This is a genomic window from Rubidibacter lacunae KORDI 51-2 (assembly GCF_000473895.1).
In the GTDB taxonomy this organism is placed as follows: Bacteria; Cyanobacteriota; Cyanobacteriia; order Cyanobacteriales; family Rubidibacteraceae; genus Rubidibacter; species Rubidibacter lacunae.
On record NZ_ASSJ01000035.1, the window covers coordinates 41,561 to 63,165 of the forward strand.

The following is a 21,605-nucleotide window of genomic DNA, read 5'->3' on the forward strand; positions in this document are numbered from 1 at the left end:
CAAGCGGCGCGGATATTTATTTGATTGGGGTATTTAATCGAGTCTCCGGCCCGTCAGTTCGACAAAAATATCTTCCAAGTTGGACGGGCGGCACATGACGCCCGTCCGGTCCGGAAGGGAGTCGAGATGTTGGCTGGCAGCCTCCAAAGTTGGAAACAGCTCAGAGGTCAGGCGATCGGCCGTTTGCTTGACGATTAAACCTTCGCCGTATTTCTGCCGCAGTTCTGCCAGGGTACCCGACTCGATGAACTTGCCCGCGTCCATAATGCCAATGCGATCGCAGAGAAACGCGGCCTCTTCCATGTAGTGCGTTGTTAGCAGGATGGTCTTGCCGTTGCCGTTGAGATCGCGGACGATTTCCCAGAGGCGCAGACGCGTTTGCGGATCGAGACCGACGGTCGGCTCGTCCATGAAGAGGATACTCGGGTCGTGGAGCAAGGCCCGCGCGATCTGCAAGCGGCGCTTCATGCCACCGGAGAGGGTTTTGACGAGGCTGTCACGGCGATCCTCGAGTTGCACGTACTCCAGCCACTGCGAGATTGCCTTGCGACGGCGCGGGTTGGGAATATGGTGCATCCGCCCGTGAAATTCCATATTCTCCCACACGGTCAGTTCGGTATCGACGCTGGTCTGTTGCAGCACGACACCGATATTCGCTTTGACGCGCGCGGGATGGCGCGTGACGTCGAAACCTGCAACTTCCACCAACCCTTGACTCGGACGCGTCAGCGCAATCAGCATGCGGATCGTGGTCGATTTCCCCGCACCATTCGGGCCGAGGAGTCCGAACATTTCTCCCGGTTGGATGGCAAACGACAGTCCCTCGACGACCGGCACGCGATCGTAAACTTTGCGGACGTCTTGCAGAGAAATTGCTGGACCCATCAATCGCAATTAACGATAGTAAGAGGACATTAGTAACAGTAAGAGGACGTTAGTAACGCGAAGCTGATAACGTAGCTAAAACTCCACGTGCAATGTACCGCATGCTCCCTACGGCGGCTAGGCCTGTATACCGCACCCCAGTCTATCCTGCCCCAATTTACTGGAGCCGCTTGATTGGGAGGGTGGGTTGGAGTTACTCGGTTAAGCCGTGTTTGAGTGCGTAGCGCACGAGTTCGGTACGGCTGTTGGTGCCGGTTTTACCGAACAAGCGACTAACGTATTTCTCGACGTTACGAACGCTGGTATTGAGGCGCCGGGCAATTTCCTTGTTCATCAGCCCTTCAGCAACGAGATCGAGCACGCTTTGCTCGCGTGGGGTTAGGTCAACTTGCACGGAAGACGGCGTCGCGACAACGCTCGGTTGGGAACCGAGCAGCCCTCTCAGTTCGGCAATCTGCTGGGAAATGGTTTCCAGGTGAACGGAATCGGTCGGATCGGTTGCCGCGCGACGGCGGTTGATCAAATTGCGCGCGATCGCTACTAGTTCGTCGGGATCGAAGGGTTTGGACAAGTAGGCATCAACACCTGCCTCGTAACCTTGAATGCGATCGGCAGTCATACCCTTTGCGGTTAGAAAGACGACCGGTACGGACTCGAAGCGCGGGTCGTCCCGCAACTGTGCGAGAAACTGATAGCCATCCACACCGGGCATCATGATGTCGCTGATGATGAGGTCCGGGGGGCGTTGCTGGGCAAGTTCCCAGCCGTCGATGGCATTGCTGGCTGCGACAATCTGGAATCCCTCGTCTTCGAAGTAGGCGCAAACGGCTTCGCGTAAACCAGCTTCGTCATCTACAAGGAGGATGTTGCATTCGACGGATTCGGTCATAACTGCTGATTTCCAGTTCCGCTGTCTTCCCAGCCGCTCTGCTGCTGCGATTTCCGCTGCCGAGCTGCTACCAGCGGCTGGCTACCTTTCTCAATGTAGCAGCCGCGATCGCGTGTCACAGCATAAGTGCAAAAAACATGTGCAGATGTTGCTCGAATTAAATGCTGCTGCAAATTGAGGCTTTTCCCTAGAAATGACCCGGATTGCCGGAGGTTGCTTCCATTGGCTTGCTGACATCGGCATTATCGATCGACCTGGTGGGTGCAGTTCTAGTAACACTCAGACATTGTTAATAACTAGCAGTTTATCGTGCAGCAGAGATCGCAGAAATCTGGGGGCATACCAATCGCAATGGTTTGTGGGCCCACTCCTCCCCAGCTGAGGCAATCCCGACTCGTGGAAGGTATTCGATCTCTTCCTCGGCCACTGTAATTCCCGACTCCGCGAACCACAATCCTGACTTCGGCACTGCCAACTGTCCGTCTAGAGTGCGATCGACCTGCAGGTGCTTCGTCAGCCGTCCCGGTCCGGAGATCGCTCCCGCCCCGCGCAACAGGATTGCCGCCGGGTAGTCTGCCGGTCCCGCGATCGCGTTCAGCAACCAGTGCACGCCGTAGCACAAATACACGTAGAAGCAGCCGCCCGGCTCGAACATCACAGCATTGCGCGGTGTCCGTCCTCGGTGGGCGTGGGAGGCTTTGTCTTTAAATCCTTCGTAAATTTCCACCTCCACGATCGGCAGATACACCGTTTCTCCGGCAGGCAGCCGCCGCGCCAGATACGCACCTAGCAATTCCCGTGCCACGATCGCTGGCTCCCGCTGAAGGAAACTCGGGTCCAATGGCATCGGCGCGCTCGTTCTCGTTGTCGCGGCCATCTAGCGCTCCACTGCCGCCCGCACTAATGCCGCCAACTGCTCGGCACTCTCGGGTACCGCCAGGCTCGCCGCCCGCGCGGCCATCGCCGCGCGTCGCTCGCGATCGCCCAACAATTCCAGCACCGCAGTCTGCAGGTGATCGCGCTCCAAATTCGCCTGGGACAAAACTACTGCCGCTCCAGCACTGGCAAATGCAGCAGCGTTATACGCCTGATGGTCGTCGGCTGCAAAGGGAAATGGTATCAACACCGAGGGCGTGCGGGTGAAGGCAAGTTCCGTCAGCGTTCCCGCCCCCGCCCGCGACACTGCCAAATCCGCGCGTTGGAACAGCCCGGCTACGTTGTCGTAGAACGGCAGCTCCACATACTGTGGGTGCTTCATCGTTCCTGCATCCGGGTCGCGCTCGCCCGTGAGGTGCACCACCGTCGCCCCGGCTGCGAACCAAGCTGGAGCGCACGCGCGCACGAGTCGATTCACCGCGACCGCTCCCTGCGACCCGCCTACCACGGCAATCAGCGGTGCGTTCTCCGGCACCGGTAATGCTAGTGGTTGCGGGGAACGGAAGCGCTCGCGTACAGGCGTGCTCGTCCACACCGTCTGGCAGCGCGGCAGCCGCTTTGCCGCATCCGCAAAACCCAACGCGACCGTCTGACATTGCGGCCCCAACCAGCGCGTCACCCGTCCCGGAATTGCATTCGACTCGTGCAACAGTGCCGGGATGCGCAGCTGCCGTGCCGCCACAATTGCTGGAGCCGCGATGTATCCGCCCGTGGTAAAAACTATATCCACGCGGCGATCGCGCAGCAATCGCCACACTTGCAGCGTCGATAGTCCCAACAACCCCAACGCCCGCAACAGCCGCAAGGGAGATCGCGACTGCAGACCTTCCACGGGCACGGTGCGCAGTGGATAGCACGCTGGCACCAGCTTCGTCTCCAGGCGATTGGGCACGCCCAACCACTCGATCTCCCAGTCGCTCAGTTGCTCGGCAACGGCTAGAGCTGGAAACAGGTGTCCGCCCGTCCCGCTCGCCGCAACTAACAATCGCGTCGGTGCCACAATGCCTCCGCTTGCAGTCAACACTTTAATTGCGCGCTTCAGACGGCCGATTGCCCTAGCAAAAGCAGTCTTGTGCGCTAACAGCACTCGTCCGCGATCGCGCTACGGCCCGCTCGAACCGTCTGGGTCGCGAACGCTTCCAGTAATAACGCTTTCAGTAATATACCTAAGCAGCTAACTGACAGCCGAGAGCACACTGACGCCCCGAGCAACTGCAGCTATGCTCGTGGTAACGCGATCGGCATCGTTACTTTCCATCGGCGTATGAACTACCAGCACTTGCTAGACCGCATCGCAGCTGTTGCCCGGCGCATCCCCAACTCGCCTCACTTACGCTCGCTGCAAACTGCCGATTCAGAAGGCACGATCGACCCCGAAACGCTCCGCACCCAACTTGACCTCGACCGGCGCCGGCGCCGTCTGCTGGCTGACGAGCTACAAGCTCTTGTCGAGGAGCTGCCTGCTAGTCTTGGCGAGCGCTCGTCCGGTCATAGCGATCGCGATCGCGTCGAGCAAAAACTCCTGCACGAGAAGAATCTCTCCGACACGATCGTCGACAGTCTTCCCGGCGCATTTTTCATTCTTGCCGAAGACAATCATTTGCTGCGTTGGAATCGCCAACTGGAGCGCGCCTGCGGTTATACCAGCGAAGATATCGAGCGACTCGATCCGATGGTGCTGTTTGCGCCGAGCGAGCGATCTCGGTTGCGCGCGCACATCGAAGCGGCCTTTGCCTGCGGTGAAGCCAGCACAGAAGCTACGCTCGTTGGAAAAGACGGAAACAAGAGCACTTGGTTTATTTCCGGTCGTTGCTTGGACTTGGACGGCCAGCGCTGCCTGCTCGGTGTGGCGACCGATATCACCCAGCGCCAGCGCGCGGAGGTCGAGCGCCAAAAGTTAGCTGCCTTGGTTGAGAACAGCACCGACTTCATCGGCATTGCCGATCTCGACGGGCGTATCGAATTTCTCAACCCGGCTGGCTGCCGTCTCGTCGATGCCGAAGCCGCCAGCGGCACGATCGCCGATTACCTCGGCCCCAACCTTGCCAAGTGCTTCGACCGCGAGGTATTGCCCGTCGTGCGAGATCGCGGCCAGTGGAACGGCGAAACGGTACTGCGCGGCCGCGGCGATCGCCAGATTCCGGTGTCGATTAACGCGTTCCTAATTCGCGATTGCACCACGGGCAACCCGCTCAAGATCGCCACCATCGCTCGCGATATCAGCACCAGCAAGCGGGTGGAAGCCGAGCTGCAAGCCAGCGATGAGAAATGCCGTTCGGTCGTAGACGGGCTTAAGGAAGTCATTTTTCAGACCGATGCTGCCGGATGCTGGACCTTTCTCAACCCGGCCTGGACGGAGCTGACCGGCTTTGATACCGAACGCAATCTCGGTCGCCCGATCGCCGAGTTCGTCCATCCCGACGAACAAACCCGCCACCGCCAGCACTTCGCGCCGCTCCTGGCGGCGAAGAAAGACACCTGCCGCTACGAAATCCGCTTCCATACCTGCAGCGGCGGGGACTGCTGGCTGGAGCTGGCCGCGCGCGCGCGCCGCAATGCCAATGGTGCGATTGTGGGCACCACCGGTACGCTCAACGATATTACCGAGCGCAAGCAAGCCGAAGATCGACTGCGTGCCGTTATCGATACCGTGCCGGGGTTTGTGTCCTGGGTCGGTCGCGACGGACGCTATCTGGGCGTCAATCAACGTATGGCACAGACCCTCAACCTCACCCCCGAAGACCTTGTCGGACAGGAGTTGGGCTTCCTCAAAACTAGTCCCAGCTACGCCAATTTTATGCGCGACTTTCTGGCTAGCTCCCGGCAAACTGCCAGTCAGACGATCGCGACCCAAACGAACGGCACTGCCCGCACGTATCTGATTGCCGCTCAAAAATACCGCCAGGGCAGCGCAGCCGTGTCTGTCGGCATCGACATCACCGAACGCAAGCAAGCCGAGCTCGCCCTCCGCGAAAGCGAGGAGAAGTTCCGCCAACTCGCCGAGAATATCGAGCAAGTATTCTGGATGACCGACCTCAGCCGCCAAGAAGCGATTTACGTTTCGCCCGCGTATGAGCAGACATGGGGACGCAGCCTCGAAACCGCTTACTGCTCGCCCCAAGATTGGCTGCTCTACGTGCATCCTCACGATCGCGATCGCGTTGCCGCCGCACTCCCGCTGCAATTGTACGGGGAGTACGATATTGAATACCGCCTGCAGCGTCCCAACGGCGAGGTGCGCTGGATTCACGATCGCGCGTTCCCGGTGCGCGATGGCAACGGGCACATCTACCGCCTTGCCGGCATCGCCCAGGACATCACCGAGAGCAAACGCGCCAAGGAAGCGCTCGAACGCCGCGAGCGCTACTTGACTGCCCTCGTCGGCGTTCAGCGCCGTTTGCTGGCTGCTGGCACCAATCGCAACCTCTACAGCGAAGCAATCTCGATCCTCGGGTTGGTCTCTGCTGCCAGCCGCATCCACGTCTACGAAAATACGTGCGACGAAAACGGCTGCTGGCGCGCGCACGAACGCGCGGCCTGGCACGCCCCCGACGTCCCCCCGAACGCCCGTCCCGAGCTGGATTACTCCACCCTTTCGGATGACTGGCGATCGCGGCTCTTGGCTGGCGAGATCCGCCAGGGCATCGTTGCCGAACTGCCCGCCGGCGAGCGGCACTTCTTCTCAGCAGAGGATGCCCTCGCCTTTCTGGTGCTGCCACTGTTTGTCAACGGTAACTTCTTCGGCTCGATTGTCTTTGACAACTGCCGCGAAGCGCGCGAATGGCAGCCTCTGGAAGTGGGGTTGCTTAGCTCCGCCGCCGCCGCGATCGCCCTTGCCAAAGAGCGCCAGCTTGCCCAAGAGCAACTCCAGCGGCAGCTAACGGCAATTGAAACTACTACCGACGGAATCTTCATTGTGAACGCGGCTGACGAGCTGCAGTACGTCAACCCGGCCTACGTGCAGATGCTCGGCTATGACAACACCCATGACTTGCTCGGTACCCACTGGTGCGATTACTATCCGTCCGAAGACAGCGATCCTATTGCCACTAAGCTACGCCCCGAATTGTTGACCGCGGGGAAGTGGAGCGGCGAGATCGATGCTCTCCACCGTAGTGGTCGTACGTTTGTTCAGGAACTATCTGTCACCGCCACCGCCACCGGTGAAGCGATTGGTGTCTGCCGCGACATCAGCGATCGCAAGCTCGCCGAGTGCGAGCTGAAGGCCTCCCTCGAAGAAAAGGAGCTACTGCTCAAAGAAGTTCACCATCGCGTAAAGAACAACCTGCAGGTCATCTCCAGCATCTTCTCGCTGCAGTCGCAGGCAATCGCCGACCCGCAAGCCCTAGCGTTGCTTGAAGACAGCCAAAATCGCATCGGCTCCATGGCACTAATTCACGAGAAGCTCTACCAGTCCGCTCGGTTGGCGAACATCGACTTCTCCGACTATATCCGCGACCTCACCGAGCACCTGATCGCCTCATACAATGCCAACCCTGCGTGGATCGAAACCGATACCCACATCGACGACGTGCGACTGACCCTCGATTCGGCAATTCCCTGCGGGTTACTGATTAATGAATTGGTGTCAAATGCGCTCAAGCACGCCTTCCCCGACGGTCGGCGCGGTCGCATCGCGATTGAGTTTCGCACTCTTGAAGACGGCAACTTGCGCCTGCGCGTGGAAGACAACGGAGTTGGATTGCCAGAGGGGTTAGACTCGAACGAGACGAATTCACTGGGTCTGAGCCTGATCGCCTCGCTTGCAGAGCAGCTGCGCGGCCGGCTGCAGGTCACCAATACAACGGGCGCGTGCTTCGAAGTCGTGTTCCCCCAACCCCAAGAGCGTCGGAGGTTCTAATCCGTGTCTGATAACAAAATCCTGATCGTCGAAGACGAAGCCGTGGTATCCCTCGACTTGTCGCGCCGCCTGCAAAAGATGGGCTACGAGATCGTCGGACGCGTGGCGTCGGGCGAAGCAGCGATCGCCGCGATCGAGGAGAACCCACCGGATCTGGCACTCATGGACATTAATTTGCAAGGCGACATGGACGGCATCGAAACGGCCGAACGCCTCTACAAAGAGTTCGACATTCCAGTGATTTATCTGACGGCGTATGCGGGGGAAAGCACGCTCCAGCGCGCCAAACAGACTCGTCCCTACGGCTACATCCTCAAGCCGTTCAAGGAACGCGAGCTGCGCGCGACGATCGAAATCGCGATCGCGCGGCACCAAAACACTTAGATAACTCCCAACGATCGCTCCCAGTCGCGACGATTGTCTCCGGTCGCGACCCCCTCCAGTCGTTGCTCCGGCATCTAACTGGCAACGACCGACCGCTTCAGAGCATTCGGGGGATCTCCGGCTCAGTATTGACGGGGAACGAAGAACTGTTCGTTCAGTGGAGGACGCACGTAGTCGGTGGGAGGACTCTTGCGGGGTGCTAATTCCAGCGGCTCCGGCGTCATATCCACATATGGAATCTTGCTCAGAAGATGGCTGATGCAGTTAAGGCGCGCTCGTCTTTTGTCATCGGCTTCTACCGTGAACCAAGGTGCCTCGGGAATATTAGTGTGGGAGAACATCGCATCCTTAGCTTGGGAGAACTCGACCCAGCGATCGCGCGACTCCAAATCCATCGGGCTGAGCTTCCAGCGACGACTCGGATCGGTTGTACGCGACTGAAATCGTCGCTCTTGCTCGCCATCGCTGACGGAGAACCAATACTTCAGCAAAATAATGTCCGATCGGACCAGCATCCGCTCGAATTGCGGACAGGTTTGCATGAATTCTCGATATTGCTCCTCAGTACAAAAACCCATAACGTGCTCTACACCGGCACGGTTGTACCAACTGCGATCGAAGCAGACGATCTCTCCGGCCGCCGGTAAATGGGCCACATAACGCTGGAAATACCACTCGGTTTTCTCGCGGTCGCTCGGGGTTCCTAGCGCCACCACCCGACATCCCCGTGGGTTGAGAGGGTCGGTAATGCGCTTGATGGTGCCACCCTTACCGGCGGCGTCGCGACCTTCAAAGATAATGACAACCCTGGTACCGGTATGCTTAACCCAATACTGCATTTTTACTAGCTCGACTTGTAAGCGAGCGAGCTCGCTTTCGTAAAACTTCTTAGGGAGTTTAGAGCTGCCTTCGGCCTCGGACATGTAGTTAAACACTCTGCGCTCTAAGACTTGGAGCCCGCGCTTTCCCTGCTTCTTCTTCTTATTTTTCTTCTGTTTACTTGCCTTCTGCTTGCCCATTTTCTGCTTGCCATTCTTTGCGCCTTTATCTTCTGAACAGGCAGCTTCTTCAATACCGGGCATCAGCCCGTCCTTGTTTTTTGAACTATTTCCCATCTCAAGTTTCTTCGCAGGAGCATAATATTAATTGATAATAGAAGCAAAGAGTCCGTCGTGTGTATTGAATTTTACCAAAGCTATCGATTGGTTACAAAAATTTATGCAGTCGAAAATCGAAACTATGACTTGCAACTGTCCTCAGATCCGAGTGTTTGATGTTAGATTCTTAGCAAAAATGGACTCGAGACTTAGAGGCTAGGTATTAGCTCGTCAATATACAAATTACCTCTCTGAAGAGGCATAAATAAATGCGAATGAGTGTGACTGTTTCCTAGTACTACTATTTACAACGGTTCTTTCGATGCATTTTCAAGTTATATGTTTAATACTCTTCGATAGATTCTGGTGGCAATGTGTGAAAAATTGTTGGCATCCAACTTTTATGCTGAGTACTTGTAGGGCAAAATAGAAGACGTATCAACATTTGCGACTAAGCTCCTCCATGATGGTTTTTAGTGGGCTGATGAACTGTAAAAAGGCCGCCTCCATCACCCTTACTGAAGATGACGATCGGACGGCCCTCGGACTGAAGCCGGAGTTACTTATTTGTTCGAAACGGTGCAATCTCTTGTCGCTCGGAGTCTAACAAAACTCGCCAAAGCTTTTGCGTAATTGGCGGGGAGTTCAAACTGGAGTTGTTCACAATTTCCTGGGGGATAATTGTCGGATCGTCGTAGTAATCCTCGTTGCGGTCGTCATTGAAGTTCAGTTCACCACCCTCAACAGCAACTCCCCCGAAAAGACCGGCACTACGGGAGTAAGAAAGCACGCCTCCGCCCACTTCTGTCGGATCGATCGCACTTGCACCTACGGGTCCAGCTGTACCCGACACATTAACACCAAACTCTAAATCACCCTCCATCAGTTCGTTCACGGCTTGTTGGTTGACAAATAGGAGGACGATATCGCTTGAATTTCCGCCGAACTGCAATCCAAAACTGCCGCCTGTAATGCTTAAAAAGGCAGGATTGCTCCAGCTTCCATCGGGAAGGCGGCGAACGAACACTCCAGTGCCTCGACGTCCTCCGACAATAAAGCCTCCTTGCACTACGTTGGGAATGATAGCAATACCCTCACTCGCTTGAATTAACGACGTAGGGATCCGAGTATCGGGGTCGGCAAGCATTTCCTTGTAAACCTGGATAGACTCTTGAACTTTCTCGATTTCTCTGTCGCGATCGGCTAGGGCAGGAGTTGTCACTGTTGTCCCGATTGCAAGTGCAATTAGAGGATATGCTAAGTATTTCAAGTTCATGTCTCTATCTCTCTCGAACTCGCCAACTAGTTCTAATGGGTGTGGTTCGAGTCTATTTTACCGGGTTTCTCTAGCTTCATATTGTTAGAGGTTATTGGGGAAAGCACACCTGAAGAAGAATCTGCCAAAGAAGCATTGCTTGTTGGAACGAGAAGGGCGGTCGAAAACTGTGACGAATCCGGCCGGGTAATACGCATCCACCCACACAGAATAGGGCGAACCGAACCTTCTTTACAAACTTGAATCCGTCCTGCTATTGCTGGGCGATGGTTTTATCCACCCAATATACGCCTCCTCATTCTACAGAAGACTCGTGACGGAAGAGTTTGGTTTCTTTCTTGAAACAACCCATTTAGAGGCTACTTCGCTACCAATCTATTCAATAGGTCTAACATCTTCTTCACAAGAATCATGTAGCTGCTGTAGGTCTCCTCATTCCAGAGAGGGACATGCGACAGCAACTTAGCTTCCCCATTCATGGGTAGCAATCGCCTGACTTCAACTGGATTTTGACGCTGCCTGGAATGATCGCATCGCAAGGTAGGTCCAGGCATTTATGCCTGGACCTGTTGCAGTGGTTGCAGCAGGTATTAGTGGCAAACCCCAATCTGCCATAAGTGTCTCTCTAGGAAGGAGTGAAATACACTTGTTGTGAAATAAATTCAGCTGTAGTCAACTCTGCCCGGAATCGCCCTCGCTTGCTCAGGCTGCCACAGATCGTCGTTTCATAGTCCCGCAGGGGAGCGTGTTGGAGAGTCAGCATGGCACTGCCTGGTTTCCTGTTTTCCAGAGGCATTATCGGCTAACTCACAACAGGTCCAATAGTCGATTCTGACGATACGCTTTGTCCTAACAGGGAAAGATTCTAGCCGGGTTGCGAGTTGCCTTCAACCTGCCCCCCCCCGAGCTCGCTGTTGCAAAGACTCCCGAAGCAGCTTCGAGCTCTGAAACCGCTGCCGCAAAATGGACGTTGGACGAGGACGCCAGAGCATTTCCAGTGCAGCCTACAGCATCATCGCGTGCGTCTCTGATGCATGCTAGCGCTAGGCTAGGAGAAATTGCCTCTCCGCGAACCCATGTCAGACCTCTCGCCTGTTCCTGCATCTGCGGTCGTCCGCGTCGACCTCCCACAGCAACCCTATTCGATCGCGATCGCGGCGGGACTGCTCGACCGCTTGAGCGTGCAATTCCAGGATGTGGGGCTGACGGGGAAACAGGTACTGCTTGTTTCAAACCCCGTTGTATTCAAGCACTACGGCGACCGCGCGATCGCGGCATTGGAGGCAGCAAATTGTAAGGTGACTACCGCGATCCTGCCAGCCGGCGAGCGTTATAAAACCCTGCGATCTGTCAGCAAGTTATACGATGTCGCGCTAAAGGCACGGCTGGAGCGATCGGCGGTCTTTCTGGCCCTAGGCGGCGGCGTCATCGGCGACATGACCGGTTTTGCAGCAGCCACGTGGCTGCGCGGCGTGCGCGTCGTGCAAGTCCCGACGTCACTGCTGGCAATGGTCGATGCAGCTATCGGCGGCAAGACTGGCGTCAACCATCCGCGCGGCAAGAACCTGATTGGCGCGTTCCACCAACCGAGTGCGGTCGCGATCGACCCCGACGTGTTGAGAACCCTACCCGCCCGGGAGTGGCGAGCAGGCATGGCAGAAGTCATCAAGTACGGCATTATCTGGGATCGCGAGTTATTCGAGCGTCTCGAAGCAGCCGAGCGCCTCGATCGCCTGCGCGACGTCGATGCCGATCTACTGCACCACATCCTCACGCATTCGTGCCGAGCAAAAGCAGAAGTTGTTGCTAAGGACGAACGCGAGGGGGGACTGCGGGCGATTCTCAACTACGGACACACCATCGGCCATGCTGTTGAGAGCTTGACCGGCTACCGTTCGGTCAACCATGGCGAAGCCGTCGCGATCGGCATGGTGGCAGCCGGGCGCTTGGCGGTAAAACTGGAGCTATGGAATGCTGAGGATTGCGATCGCCAAACCCGCTCGATCGAAAAAGCTGGGTTGCCGACGCACATACCCCTCGCACTCGACCCTGACGAGATCTTGGCTGCGCTGCAAGCAGACAAGAAGGTCAAAGCCGGCAAGGTGCGGTTTATTCTCCCTCAACACATCGGTGCCGTCACGATTGCCGATAGCGTTCCACGCGATCGCCTCCGCGAAGTAATCCTTGGCGCTATGGGGAACGGTTGAAGTCGGTTGAAACGGATAGATAGCCCAACAGCCGGCCGTACTCGCGCATCTGTTGCCAGTTGGGGCGAGCGGATCGGCAGAATCGGGTGTCAACGCTGGCAGCAATGATGAAAACAACCGACCCTCCATGCCTGCCATCAACGCTGCGTCGATTTGGGGATCCGTTTAGCTTGTGCGAGATTGCTCGTCCGTTGTCCCTGAAGCTGGCGGTTGTCTCAGTTGAGGTACTGTCCGATCGCCTCAGCAGTCTCGAAGCCCCGCCGCACGCAGTCGCCGAGCGCTACGCCATCGGTGAAGTTGCTGCACAAATATAAGCCGGGCAGCCGGTCGAGGTCGATTTGGATGCGGTTGAGGCGATCGCTATGACCGAGCACGTACTGAGGGATCGCGCGCGGCCAAACCTTAGCTGCCAGGACGCGCGGTTCGGTGTTGGGTTCTTTATCGACCAACACCCGCTGCAGGTCGCGACGGACCTCTGCCACGATTTGCTGTGCGGACAGCGTACCGAGTTCGGGGTCGGTCGCGCCGCCAATAAAACTCGTTAAGATCTCCCAGCCTGGCGGCGTTCGCCCAGGGAAAAGTGCCGACGACCAAATTGTACCCAGCGTGCGAATACCTTGTCCGCGGGGAATCAAATTGCCAAACCCTTGTAAAGGAGAGGAAAACGCCGAGCTCGGATACGCCAGCACTACGCACGCTACTGCTGGATAAGGCATTTCGGATAGCGCTTGGCAAGCCGAAGGAGCGAGCGATTGCAATACCCGCGCGCATCTGTAAGCAGGTGTTGCCAATACCAGCGAACGCACCTCGATCTGCTGTTGCCCCTCCGGAGTTGCGAATTCGGCGCGATAGCCGCCCTCGCAGCGAACTAAGTGTTCTAGGGTCCAGTGCAGCTTAAGCTTGGTGCCGAGTTTAGCGGCGATCGCCTCGGGCAGCATTTTTAACCCGCCGACGAAAGACCCCAACTCACCGCGTTGGACGCGCGGCAAATTGGGGTCAACCCTTGGAGGGAGCTTTTGAGGAGGGCCGGATTTACCACGGCGCGTCAGGAGTGCTCCAGCAAGCAACCCGCCACCGACCTCGGACAGCTTAGCGACTTGCCGGAAGGCTGAGCTGACACTCAATCGCTCGACATCACCTGCGTAAACCCCCGAAACGAAAGGCGCAACCAGTCGTTCGGCAACTTCGGACCCCAAATGGCGCGTGAAGAACTCGGCAACGGACTCCTCGTCGGAGAGCGCTGGGGGCACAAATCCGATCGCGCCGGCTACCGCGCGTAATTTACCTAAGGGACTCAATAGCGATGTCGTCACTGCTCGCGGCGGGCTCATTGGGACCGGATGCAAACTATTGCGCCAGTAAACAAAACGCGGCAAACGGCGATCTGCAAAAATCAGCTTGTCCCTGAGCCCCACACCGACTGCGAGTTCGAGCAGTTCGCGGTTTGGCGAGAAGCTATTTGGCCCCTCCTCCCACTGAAACCCATCATCGCTCTGCTGCGTGAGAATGTTACCGCCAACACGCTCCTGCGCCTCGGCAACCAGCACATTGCGCCCTGCCATTTGGAGCGATCGCGCGACGCTCAATCCGCTCAAACCTGCCCCAACTACGAGCGTATCCAGCACGTCCGCACCTCAAAAACAAGCAACAAAGCCAATTGTACGGAATGGTGGGGACAGTAAGGCTCGCCATTAGAACCTCAGCACGCGTCAATTTCTAGACACAACCTAATTCGAGCGGAGGGTATCGCCACAGGGATTAGGTCGACTATGCTGCCGACTGCTGGAACAATGTTTCGAGATAAACCTGGGCGCAATCGCGGTAATAAGGTGAGGACTGTGAAGACTCTCCACCACTGTTCTGCAATAGGAAAAGCGACAAAGCTGCAGAAAACACGCGATCTTGGTCCCAAGATGGATGTAAGTCGATAAAGCGTAGCAGGGCGTCGTGAAGTTGTTCGGGAATTTCAGCAAGCAAACTGACGTTGTTATCCATAGTGCTAGGAGTATCTAAGTGGGTCTTAATCGTTTTGACAAGGATTAGGTGGTAGCAGGCACTGGGAGCAGACTGTCTTGGAGGAGTGCCGATGTATTCCCCAGAACCCTGTGGCATAGTGCGTTGCGAAAAGCTTGCTCTGTGCGTTGGAATCTATTTTTCGCGCATTTCGAGGGGTTTGTCAATGTTGCGAAATATTAACTGGGATCGCCGCCTGAAGAATTTCTAACGACCGAATGAGACTTTCAATGGGCTTTTCGTTACATAACTCAATTTGAACTAAGTGCGATCGCCGTGTGCGATTCCGCGATCGCGATTTCCCCAGCTCAATCCGCAAGGGACGTTCTTGCGTTTTCACTTGTGGATAACCTTGGTGCGCCCTGGGGAAAACTGTGGGAAAGAATGGGGAAGCAATGGGGAATTGAGTTTGAAAGATCGCGTAAAAAAATAAGAAATGAAAACCACGTTTCCCTGAAGAACGCACTTACTAGTTCGCGCCTGTCGGAAGCTAGGGTAAAATTTGCTACCGCACTCTCGATGGCTTGTGAAATGGAGAACACAGGGCGGGAATGCGTGGCGATCGCCCGATCTGTCTGATTGCAGAGTCAAAATCTTCACACTTCCTTTACACTCGTATCGTTGAATTCGTTCGAGTTCTCTCGAACTGTCTGTGTGGAGCTAACGTACTACGGTGCCAACAGTTGGTCGATCGGGATCGGAGGGCAGCGCATTTTAGTCGATCCTTGGCTGGTTGGCTCGCTGGTCTTTGCGGGATTGCCGTGGTTGTTTGAGGGCAAGCGCCCGCAAGCACTACTCCTAGAGGATTCGGACTTGATTCTGCTGTCCCAGGGGCTTGCAGACCACGCTCACAAGCCGACATTGCAGGTCTTGAACAAGTCGACCCCCGTGGTTGGCTCCGCGAATGCTGCCCGAGTGGCCCGCGCTCTCGGCTTCGAATCGGTGAACGAGCTACTGCCGGGGGAAAAGTTTTCGCTCGACAATCGCGTCGAAGTCCGCGCCCTGACGGGTGCCCCCATCGGACCAACTCGAGAGAATGCCTATCTCTTGAAGGATCTGACAACTGGCCATACGCTTTACTACGAACCGCATGGCTTTCCGCCTGAGACAGTCAAGGAGTTCGCACCCGTTGACGTGGCGATCAATCCGGTGGTCAACTTGGAGCTGCCGCTGGCCGGACCGATTATCAATGGTCGGGGCAGCGCGCTCAAGCTCGCCCAGTGGTTGCGCCCGCAAGTTATGCTACCGACCGCAGCGGGGGGTGATATCCATTACAGCGGCGCACTGGCGTCGCTGTTGCAGACCAAAGGCAGCATCGATGAGTTGAGATCGTGCCTTGCACGAGAAAAACTAGCGACGGAGGTGCTAGAGCCGGAACCTGGATGCCCGCTCGCGCTCGACCTTACGGCTCCAGCTGGATAAGCCCCGCCAGTTTCCAACAGGGCGCGTTGAATGCCAGACGCGATCGCGTATGAAAAAAATTTCTTCGACCAAAAGCGAATTTGATGCCGTAGAGACGGCGATCGCGACCTTACGTTGCGACTTGCCCACATTGTTTGTCCGCGACATCGATTACAGCATCTATTCAGGCAATATCTTTTTTAAAGACCCCGTCAACACATTCCAATACAAGTTCAACTACCGCATTATCTTCTGGACCCTACGCTTCCACGCCCGACTATTTTTCACCGAGATTCACTTCGACGTCCACGACATTCGCCGAGATACCGAAAACATGATTAAAGTCGATTGGACCGTGCGCGGCACCTTGCGGCTACCGTGGCGTGCCGATCTATGGTTCGGCGGCAACTCGACTTATACGCTCGACGAGCGCGGCAAGATATACCGCCACGTCGACACCTGGAACCGCAGCCCACGCGAAATTCTCCAGCAGTTTTGGCCGCGATCGGGCGCGAACTAGTCCCGCGGAGTCGAGCCGGATGCCGCAGCGAAAAGCTAGCCACCGCTTGCCATCGAGAACGATTTAAGTACTCTTTTCCAACATGTTAAGTACTCATCTCCAACATGCGCTGGATCGGTTTGAGAGCTGCGGCGCGTGTTGTCTCTGGTAATACGATCTCGGGTTGGCGATCGCGCATGCACAAATAGAGCTTTTCTAGGGTGTTGAGCCGCATATACGGGCATTCGTTGCAGTTGCAATTAGCGATCGGTGGTGCGGGAATAAATTCCTTATCCGGGGCTGCTTTCTGCATCTGGTAAATGATGCCCGGCTCTGTTGCGACGATGAACGATTTCTGCACGCTATTCTGGCAATGGTTCAGCAACGCTGTAGTCGATCCAATGAAGCTAGCATGGCGCAACACCGAGTCCTCGCATTCCGGGTGTGCGACGACTTCCGCTTCGGGATGCTGCATCTTAAGCTGCACGAGCTTTTTTTCCGAAAACGTCTCGTGAACGATGCAGCTTCCCTGCCACAACACTAAATCGCGACCGGTTTGCTGCATGACGTAGCGGCCGAGGTTGCGGTCGGGAGCAAATATAATCTGGCGATCGCGCGGGAGTTGCTCGACGATGCGCACGGCATTCGAACTCGTACAAATAATGTCGCTGAGTGCCTTGATTTCCGCCGAACAGTTGATATACGACACGACAATGTGATCTGGATGCGCGGCCTTGAACGCTGCGAACTCAGCTGGCGGACAACTGTCGGCGAGCGAACAACCGGCTTCGGCATCAGGCAGAAGCACGAGCTTGTTCGGATTGAGAATTTTCGCGGTCTCGGCCATAAAGTGCACGCCCGCGAAGACGATCGTGTCGGCATCTGTTGAGGCCGCTTGGCGCGATAGTCCCAACGAATCGCCGATGTAATCGGCAATGTCTTGGACGTCCGGATCCTGATAGTAATGTGCGAGAACGACCGCATTTAGGTCGCGCTTAAGCGCGGCGATCGCTGCAAACAAGTCGGGGGGCAGTTCCGGTTGTCGTTCGGCAATCGAGGGAAGAGCAGTTGCAAACACTGGGATGCTCGAGCTTGGCGTAGAGATGAATTATGGTGAATGTCACCAAAAGTATTATAGTCGATCTCACTAAAACTTGGCGCGATCGCGAACCCTGTCTGCCGGAAATGCACCCACCAGTGCTAAGGGGTGAAAACAACTGAGGCAATGGTGCTGCTATCTGTTCCGATTCAGCGTTCGATGACACGACCTCTCGCTCGTCAGTTCTGGCGGAGGTTATGGCGGCTACGAACAGGCTCGAAACGACTGCGACCTAACCGTAAGATCCTGCCGAAAAAAACTTACCGCCATGCAATTTTGGAGAATTGCTAGCAGAACCGAGGATAGCTCTCTGGAGAGCTTCCGCCGCTCGCAATCCATTGCTATAGGTATGGTGATGTCGGGGGCAGTGCTTCGATAATGCGAAGATTCGCGCGCGGAAAGGGAAACTCGACCAGCTCTGACGGCTTAACCCAGCGGATCTCTTCACAGGCTAGTGGTTGCGGTTCGCCCTCAAGATACCGGCAATGATGGACGTAGAGGGTGACGCGGAAATGCGAATAGGCATGAGTAACTTCAACCAGGCGATCGCCGACTTCAATCGCAATGGCGAGCTCTTCAGTAATCTCGCGCGCGATGCAGTCTTCCACCGTTTCACCAGGCTCGATCTTGCCACCGGGAAATTCCCACAATCCGCCCAAAAGTCCCCTTGCCGGACGGCGATCGATGAGGATTTGTCCGCGATCGTTCCAAATCGCGGCAACACCAATATGTTTGTGAGGGAGATCGGGCGATCGCGCAGACACGGGGATTTGCTCCTGAAGACCGAGATGGTAGGCAACGCAGCATTCGCGCCAAGGACAAAGCGGGCAACTGGGTTGCCGGGGGACGCACAGGGTTGCACCCAGGTCCATCAATGCTTGGTTGAAGTCGCGCGGCTGGTTGCGATCGAGCAGCTGCTCCGAGAGTTGCCATAGCAGGCGCTGGGCTGCGGTCGGGGGAAGGGTCGAACCGCTCAAACGCGTCAAAACGCGCTTCACATTGCCATCGAGAATCGGCACGGGCAAATTAAAAGCTGCGCTGAGTAATCCCCCCGCGGTCGTTCGCCCGATTCCAGGCAGTTGCATTACGACATTTACTTCCCGTGGAACTCGACCGTCGCAGTCATCGACAACCATTTGCGCGGCTCGGTGAAGGTTGCGCGCGCGCGCGTAATAACCCAACCCTTCCCAAACTTTTAGAACTGATTGTAGATCGGCGCGGGCGAGGGCAAAAACAGTGGGGAACCGCTCCAGCCAACGTTGGTAGTAGGGGAGTACGGTTGTGACTTGGGTCTGCTGGAGCATGATCTCCGACACCCAAATCGCATAAGGATCTCGCGTGCGCCGCCAAGGTAAATCGCGGCCGTGCTGCGCGTACCAGCCGAGCAGCGATCGCCGCAACTGCTCGATGTCTTTCGCATCCAACCGGTCGGATGGAGGGACATCTTCCATTGGGTTTACCACGGACGTAAAGCGCTACCCGCAGCCGCGGCTAGGATGATAGTGCACACGTTCTGGACGCGGTCCCTCATGTGCGGCAGCACTCGCGGGAGGGGCGTGAAAACAGCTGCGAGCCTTACAAGTCAGCCGGTGCCGATCCGATGCTGGTTTCAGCCCTTGCAAACGACTGCTCGAACTGGAAACGCTGCTCGGCATTGCGGAGGAAATAACCGCTCATCATCGCCGAGGCTAGCAGTCGTCCCAGATGTTCGCGGCTGGTGTTGATGCTGACATCGAACTGTTCGGTAGGCAACCCGCCCAGCAACCCGATGATATTCCGCTCCATGACTTGGAAGGTCTCGGGAGAGTCTGGCTGCGACAACCGCTCGACGAGCTCTGGCGTTAGCGACCGCACGTAATGCCACAAACTGGCGCGATCTTTGCTTGGGTTTGCGAATAAGTCGCTCGAGTTATCGCGCTCGGGAAATTGACCGTTCATTAGCTTTTATCTCCTAGTTGGTTCCACCTGTCAGTTCGACAGGAAGAACAGCGCTCGGTATGGGAAAGCGCTCGGTCTTAACATACTTAATGTCAGCGTAACAAAGTCTGTTTATCTCACCCACAGCGGAAACCGAACGTCTGACGGGTGGATTTTGCCACTTTTGCACCCAAACCCAACTTGCCATGAATGGTCTACTAGGGTTCGCCATGAAAATTGCCAATCTGCACCGAAACAGGTCGCCCAGCATCGGGTTAAACGCAAAGAGATCGGGGCAATCGGGCTGCGGTCGGTATCGGTATTGCCATGCTCCGAGCAGGCTCGGATGGGAGCGCGGTCCTGGCAGCTAGCTGGCCAGATATTCGCGCATGTCGCTGCGGCGTTTGCGGAGCTTTGAAAGCGCTTCGCGCTCGATTTGCCGGACGCGTTCGCGGCTGATATTCAAACGAGCTCCGATGCTAGACAAGGTCAGCGGTTGCCCGTCCGCCAGCCCGTAACGTAGCGCTACGACTTCGCGCTGTTGCGGTGTCAGATCCGCCATGATCTTCTCTAGATCCGAGCGCAATGACGATTGTGCTGCGTAGTCTTCCGGCGTCGTGCCGTCATCTTCTAGCAGTTCGATCAGCTCCGTATCCTGGTTGTCGCCGATGCGGAGGTCCAGCGATAGGGGTTGACGACCTTTTTCGATGTACTCGCGAACCTGTTTGGGCGTCAGATCCAGCTCTTCGGCCAGTTCGGCAACGGTTGCCGCTCGACCCAACCTTTGGGCAAGCTGACGCTGGGCGCGCTTGATTTTGTTAAGCTTCTCGGTGATGTGGATGGGCAGGCGGATCGTCCGGCTCTTTTCGGCGATCGCACGGGTGATGGCCTGGCGGATCCACCAATACGCGTAGGTGGAAAAGCGGTAGCCTTTGGTCGGATCGAATTTCTCAACGCCCCGCTGCATTCCAATCGTGCCTTCCTGAATGAGGTCGAGCAAATCGAGGTTGCGCTTGATATATTTTTTTGCGACCGAAACGACCAAACGTAGATTGGCTTCCACCATTTTGCGCTTGGCGCGTTCGCCAACCGTTACCTGCTGGCGCAGTTCGTCGAGCGACAGTTCGGCAGCATCTGCCCACTGCTGTTCGGTGGGTGCAGCTTCGAGTTGCTCGGCAAGAGAATCCTGGAGCTGCTGCAACCTCACGAGTTGCTGAACCTGCTTGGCAAGATGAATTTCCTCTTCATGGGTGAGCAATGGGACGCGACCGATCTCGCGCAGGTAGGTGCGCACGGGGTCTGTCGAGTTGCGAGCGGCAGATGTCATGGAGGTTTCGGAGAAAGGAAATTGTGAATGCGTATTTGGCGACAGAAAAAACCGACACCTAATAGTCGACCAGTGGGACTGATATGCCCCATGACCGCAGGCTCGGAATCATATGTACTCAGTCGCTCCCCCAAAATGACGCGCTATCGCTTCGGAAGCACGCCGTGCAGCGAACACACTTAAGCGGATCTAAAAACAGTTTGTAAGTACGGCATATCTGAAAATTGTAGCATTTCTAACAGGGTCTGAATAGGGGGTTCACTAACTTTTTGGCAGCGGCAGCGCACGAGTGTTTGGCAGCAGAGGGCTAGACTGGACGTGAAAGAGAGTTGGCGAGGCGGTTGCGGGCTCGCTTTTATGGCGAGTCTGAGGAAAGTCCGGGCTCCTAAGGACCAGATCGCTGGGTAACGCCCAGTGCGAGCGATCGCGAGGAAAGTGCCACAGAAACATACCGCCGCTGGGCTTGCCCGTGCGGTAAGGGTGCAAAGGTGCGGTAAGAGCGCACCAGCAGCATCGTGAGGTGCTGGCTCGGTAAACCCCGGTTGGGAGCAAGGTCGGAGGAGCAATGGTTGGTCTTTTCCCAGCTCCGAAGAAGGCGTACCGCTTGAGGCGTGCGGTAACGCGCGTCCCAGATAGATAACTGCCCTCGGGCTCGTCCCGAGAACAGAACCCGGCTTATGTCCGGCTCTCTTTCTCGATTTCAACGACTCCTTCAGTTGCAGCTTGCCAGCAGCGATCGCGCCGATGCTCGGGACAATCTTGCCCTGACATCAGGGAGTTCCAGCTCGGTCTGCGGGCTAACTCTTTAACTGCT

General features: G+C 56.4%; 17 protein-coding genes and 1 other RNA gene. 6 read left to right on the plus strand and 12 right to left on the minus strand.

From position 1 onward, the window contains the following. Positions 1–33: 33 nt before the first annotated feature. The 4 genes from KR51_RS05815 to murG form a co-directional block, all read right to left on the minus strand. A complete protein-coding gene (locus tag KR51_RS05815; RefSeq protein ID WP_022605829.1) occupies positions 34–885 on the minus strand; it encodes an ABC transporter ATP-binding protein in 852 nt (283 codons plus the stop codon). Positions 886–1,078: 193 nt separating this feature from the next. Further along, entirely contained in the window at positions 1,079–1,774 is a 696-nt protein-coding gene (locus tag KR51_RS05820; protein WP_022605831.1) for a response regulator transcription factor, read from the minus strand. Between the two features lie 304 nt (positions 1,775–2,078). Beyond that, a complete protein-coding gene (locus KR51_RS05825; RefSeq protein WP_071783213.1) occupies positions 2,079–2,621 on the minus strand; it encodes a DNA-3-methyladenine glycosylase in 543 nt (180 codons plus the stop codon). A 30-nt stretch (positions 2,622–2,651) separates the two neighbouring features. Beyond that, complete coding sequence (gene murG, locus KR51_RS05830) at positions 2,652–3,710, minus strand: undecaprenyldiphospho-muramoylpentapeptide beta-N-acetylglucosaminyltransferase (protein ID WP_022605833.1); 1,059 nt, start codon at positions 3,708–3,710, stop codon at positions 2,652–2,654. Between the two features lie 264 nt (positions 3,711–3,974). Here murG and KR51_RS17335 point away from each other — a divergent pair, with 264 nt between their 5' ends. Both KR51_RS17335 and KR51_RS05845 read left to right on the plus strand, forming a co-directional pair. Next, a complete protein-coding gene (locus tag KR51_RS17335; RefSeq protein WP_022605834.1) occupies positions 3,975–7,571 on the plus strand; it encodes a PAS domain S-box protein in 3,597 nt (1,198 codons plus the stop codon). 3 nt (positions 7,572–7,574) lie between these two features. Continuing rightward, a complete protein-coding gene (locus KR51_RS05845) occupies positions 7,575–7,955 on the plus strand; it encodes a response regulator (protein ID WP_022605835.1) in 381 nt (126 codons plus the stop codon). A 122-nt stretch (positions 7,956–8,077) separates the two neighbouring features. On the opposite strand, the gene ppk2 is transcribed toward KR51_RS05845, so the two are convergent. Next, a complete protein-coding gene (gene ppk2 / locus KR51_RS05850; RefSeq protein WP_232214541.1) occupies positions 8,078–9,070 on the minus strand; it encodes a polyphosphate kinase 2 in 993 nt (330 codons plus the stop codon). Positions 9,071–9,611: 541 nt separating this feature from the next. Beyond that, positions 9,612–10,328, minus strand: a complete 717-nt coding sequence (locus KR51_RS05855; protein WP_022605837.1) for a lipid-binding SYLF domain-containing protein — start codon at positions 10,326–10,328, stop codon at positions 9,612–9,614. Positions 10,329–11,404: 1,076 nt separating this feature from the next. Here KR51_RS05855 and aroB point away from each other — a divergent pair. After that, positions 11,405–12,535, plus strand: a complete 1,131-nt coding sequence (gene aroB, locus KR51_RS05860; protein ID WP_022605840.1) for a 3-dehydroquinate synthase — start codon at positions 11,405–11,407, stop codon at positions 12,533–12,535. A 215-nt stretch (positions 12,536–12,750) separates the two neighbouring features. Here the strand turns inward: aroB and hemG are convergent, their stop codons facing one another. After that, positions 12,751–14,160 (minus strand): protoporphyrinogen oxidase, encoded by a 1,410-nt coding sequence (gene hemG / locus KR51_RS05865; RefSeq protein ID WP_022605844.1) that lies wholly within the window; start codon positions 14,158–14,160, stop codon positions 12,751–12,753. Positions 14,161–14,302: 142 nt separating this feature from the next. Beyond that, positions 14,303–14,530: a DUF2811 domain-containing protein gene (locus KR51_RS05870; RefSeq protein WP_022605846.1), complete on the minus strand. Its 228-nt coding sequence runs from the start codon at positions 14,528–14,530 to the stop codon at positions 14,303–14,305. Between the two features lie 672 nt (positions 14,531–15,202). Here KR51_RS05870 and KR51_RS05880 point away from each other — a divergent pair. Together KR51_RS05880 and KR51_RS05885 are read left to right on the plus strand one after the other, a co-directional pair. Further along, the gene (locus tag KR51_RS05880; protein ID WP_022605848.1) at positions 15,203–15,970 is read left to right on the plus strand and encodes an MBL fold metallo-hydrolase; all 768 of its coding nucleotides are present in this window, start codon (positions 15,203–15,205) and stop codon (positions 15,968–15,970) included. 49 nt (positions 15,971–16,019) lie between these two features. Further along, a complete protein-coding gene (locus KR51_RS05885) occupies positions 16,020–16,469 on the plus strand; it encodes a DUF2358 domain-containing protein (protein WP_022605850.1) in 450 nt (149 codons plus the stop codon). Positions 16,470–16,554: 85 nt separating this feature from the next. Here KR51_RS05885 and nadA read toward each other — a convergent pair whose 3' ends face one another. The 4 genes from nadA to KR51_RS05905 all read right to left on the minus strand — a co-directional run bounded on the left by nadA (position 16,555) and on the right by KR51_RS05905 (position 20,791). After that, complete coding sequence (nadA, locus tag KR51_RS05890) at positions 16,555–17,526, minus strand: quinolinate synthase NadA (protein WP_022605852.1); 972 nt, start codon at positions 17,524–17,526, stop codon at positions 16,555–16,557. 362 nt (positions 17,527–17,888) lie between these two features. Continuing rightward, complete coding sequence (gene mutY / locus KR51_RS05895; protein WP_022605853.1) at positions 17,889–18,998, minus strand: A/G-specific adenine glycosylase; 1,110 nt, start codon at positions 18,996–18,998, stop codon at positions 17,889–17,891. 124 nt (positions 18,999–19,122) lie between these two features. Further along, positions 19,123–19,485 carry a DUF760 domain-containing protein gene (locus tag KR51_RS05900; RefSeq protein WP_022605854.1) on the minus strand — a complete coding sequence of 121 codons (363 nt, stop codon included), beginning with the start codon at positions 19,483–19,485 and terminating at the stop codon, positions 19,123–19,125. A gap of 346 nt (positions 19,486–19,831) precedes the next feature. Then, positions 19,832–20,791 carry an RNA polymerase sigma factor, RpoD/SigA family gene (locus KR51_RS05905; RefSeq protein ID WP_022605855.1) on the minus strand — a complete coding sequence of 320 codons (960 nt, stop codon included), beginning with the start codon at positions 20,789–20,791 and terminating at the stop codon, positions 19,832–19,834. A gap of 325 nt (positions 20,792–21,116) precedes the next feature. Between KR51_RS05905 and rnpB the strand changes: the two genes are divergently transcribed. Next, an RNA gene (rnpB, locus tag KR51_RS17350) (RNase P RNA component class A) lies at positions 21,117–21,484 on the plus strand. Positions 21,485–21,605 lie beyond the last annotated feature (121 nt).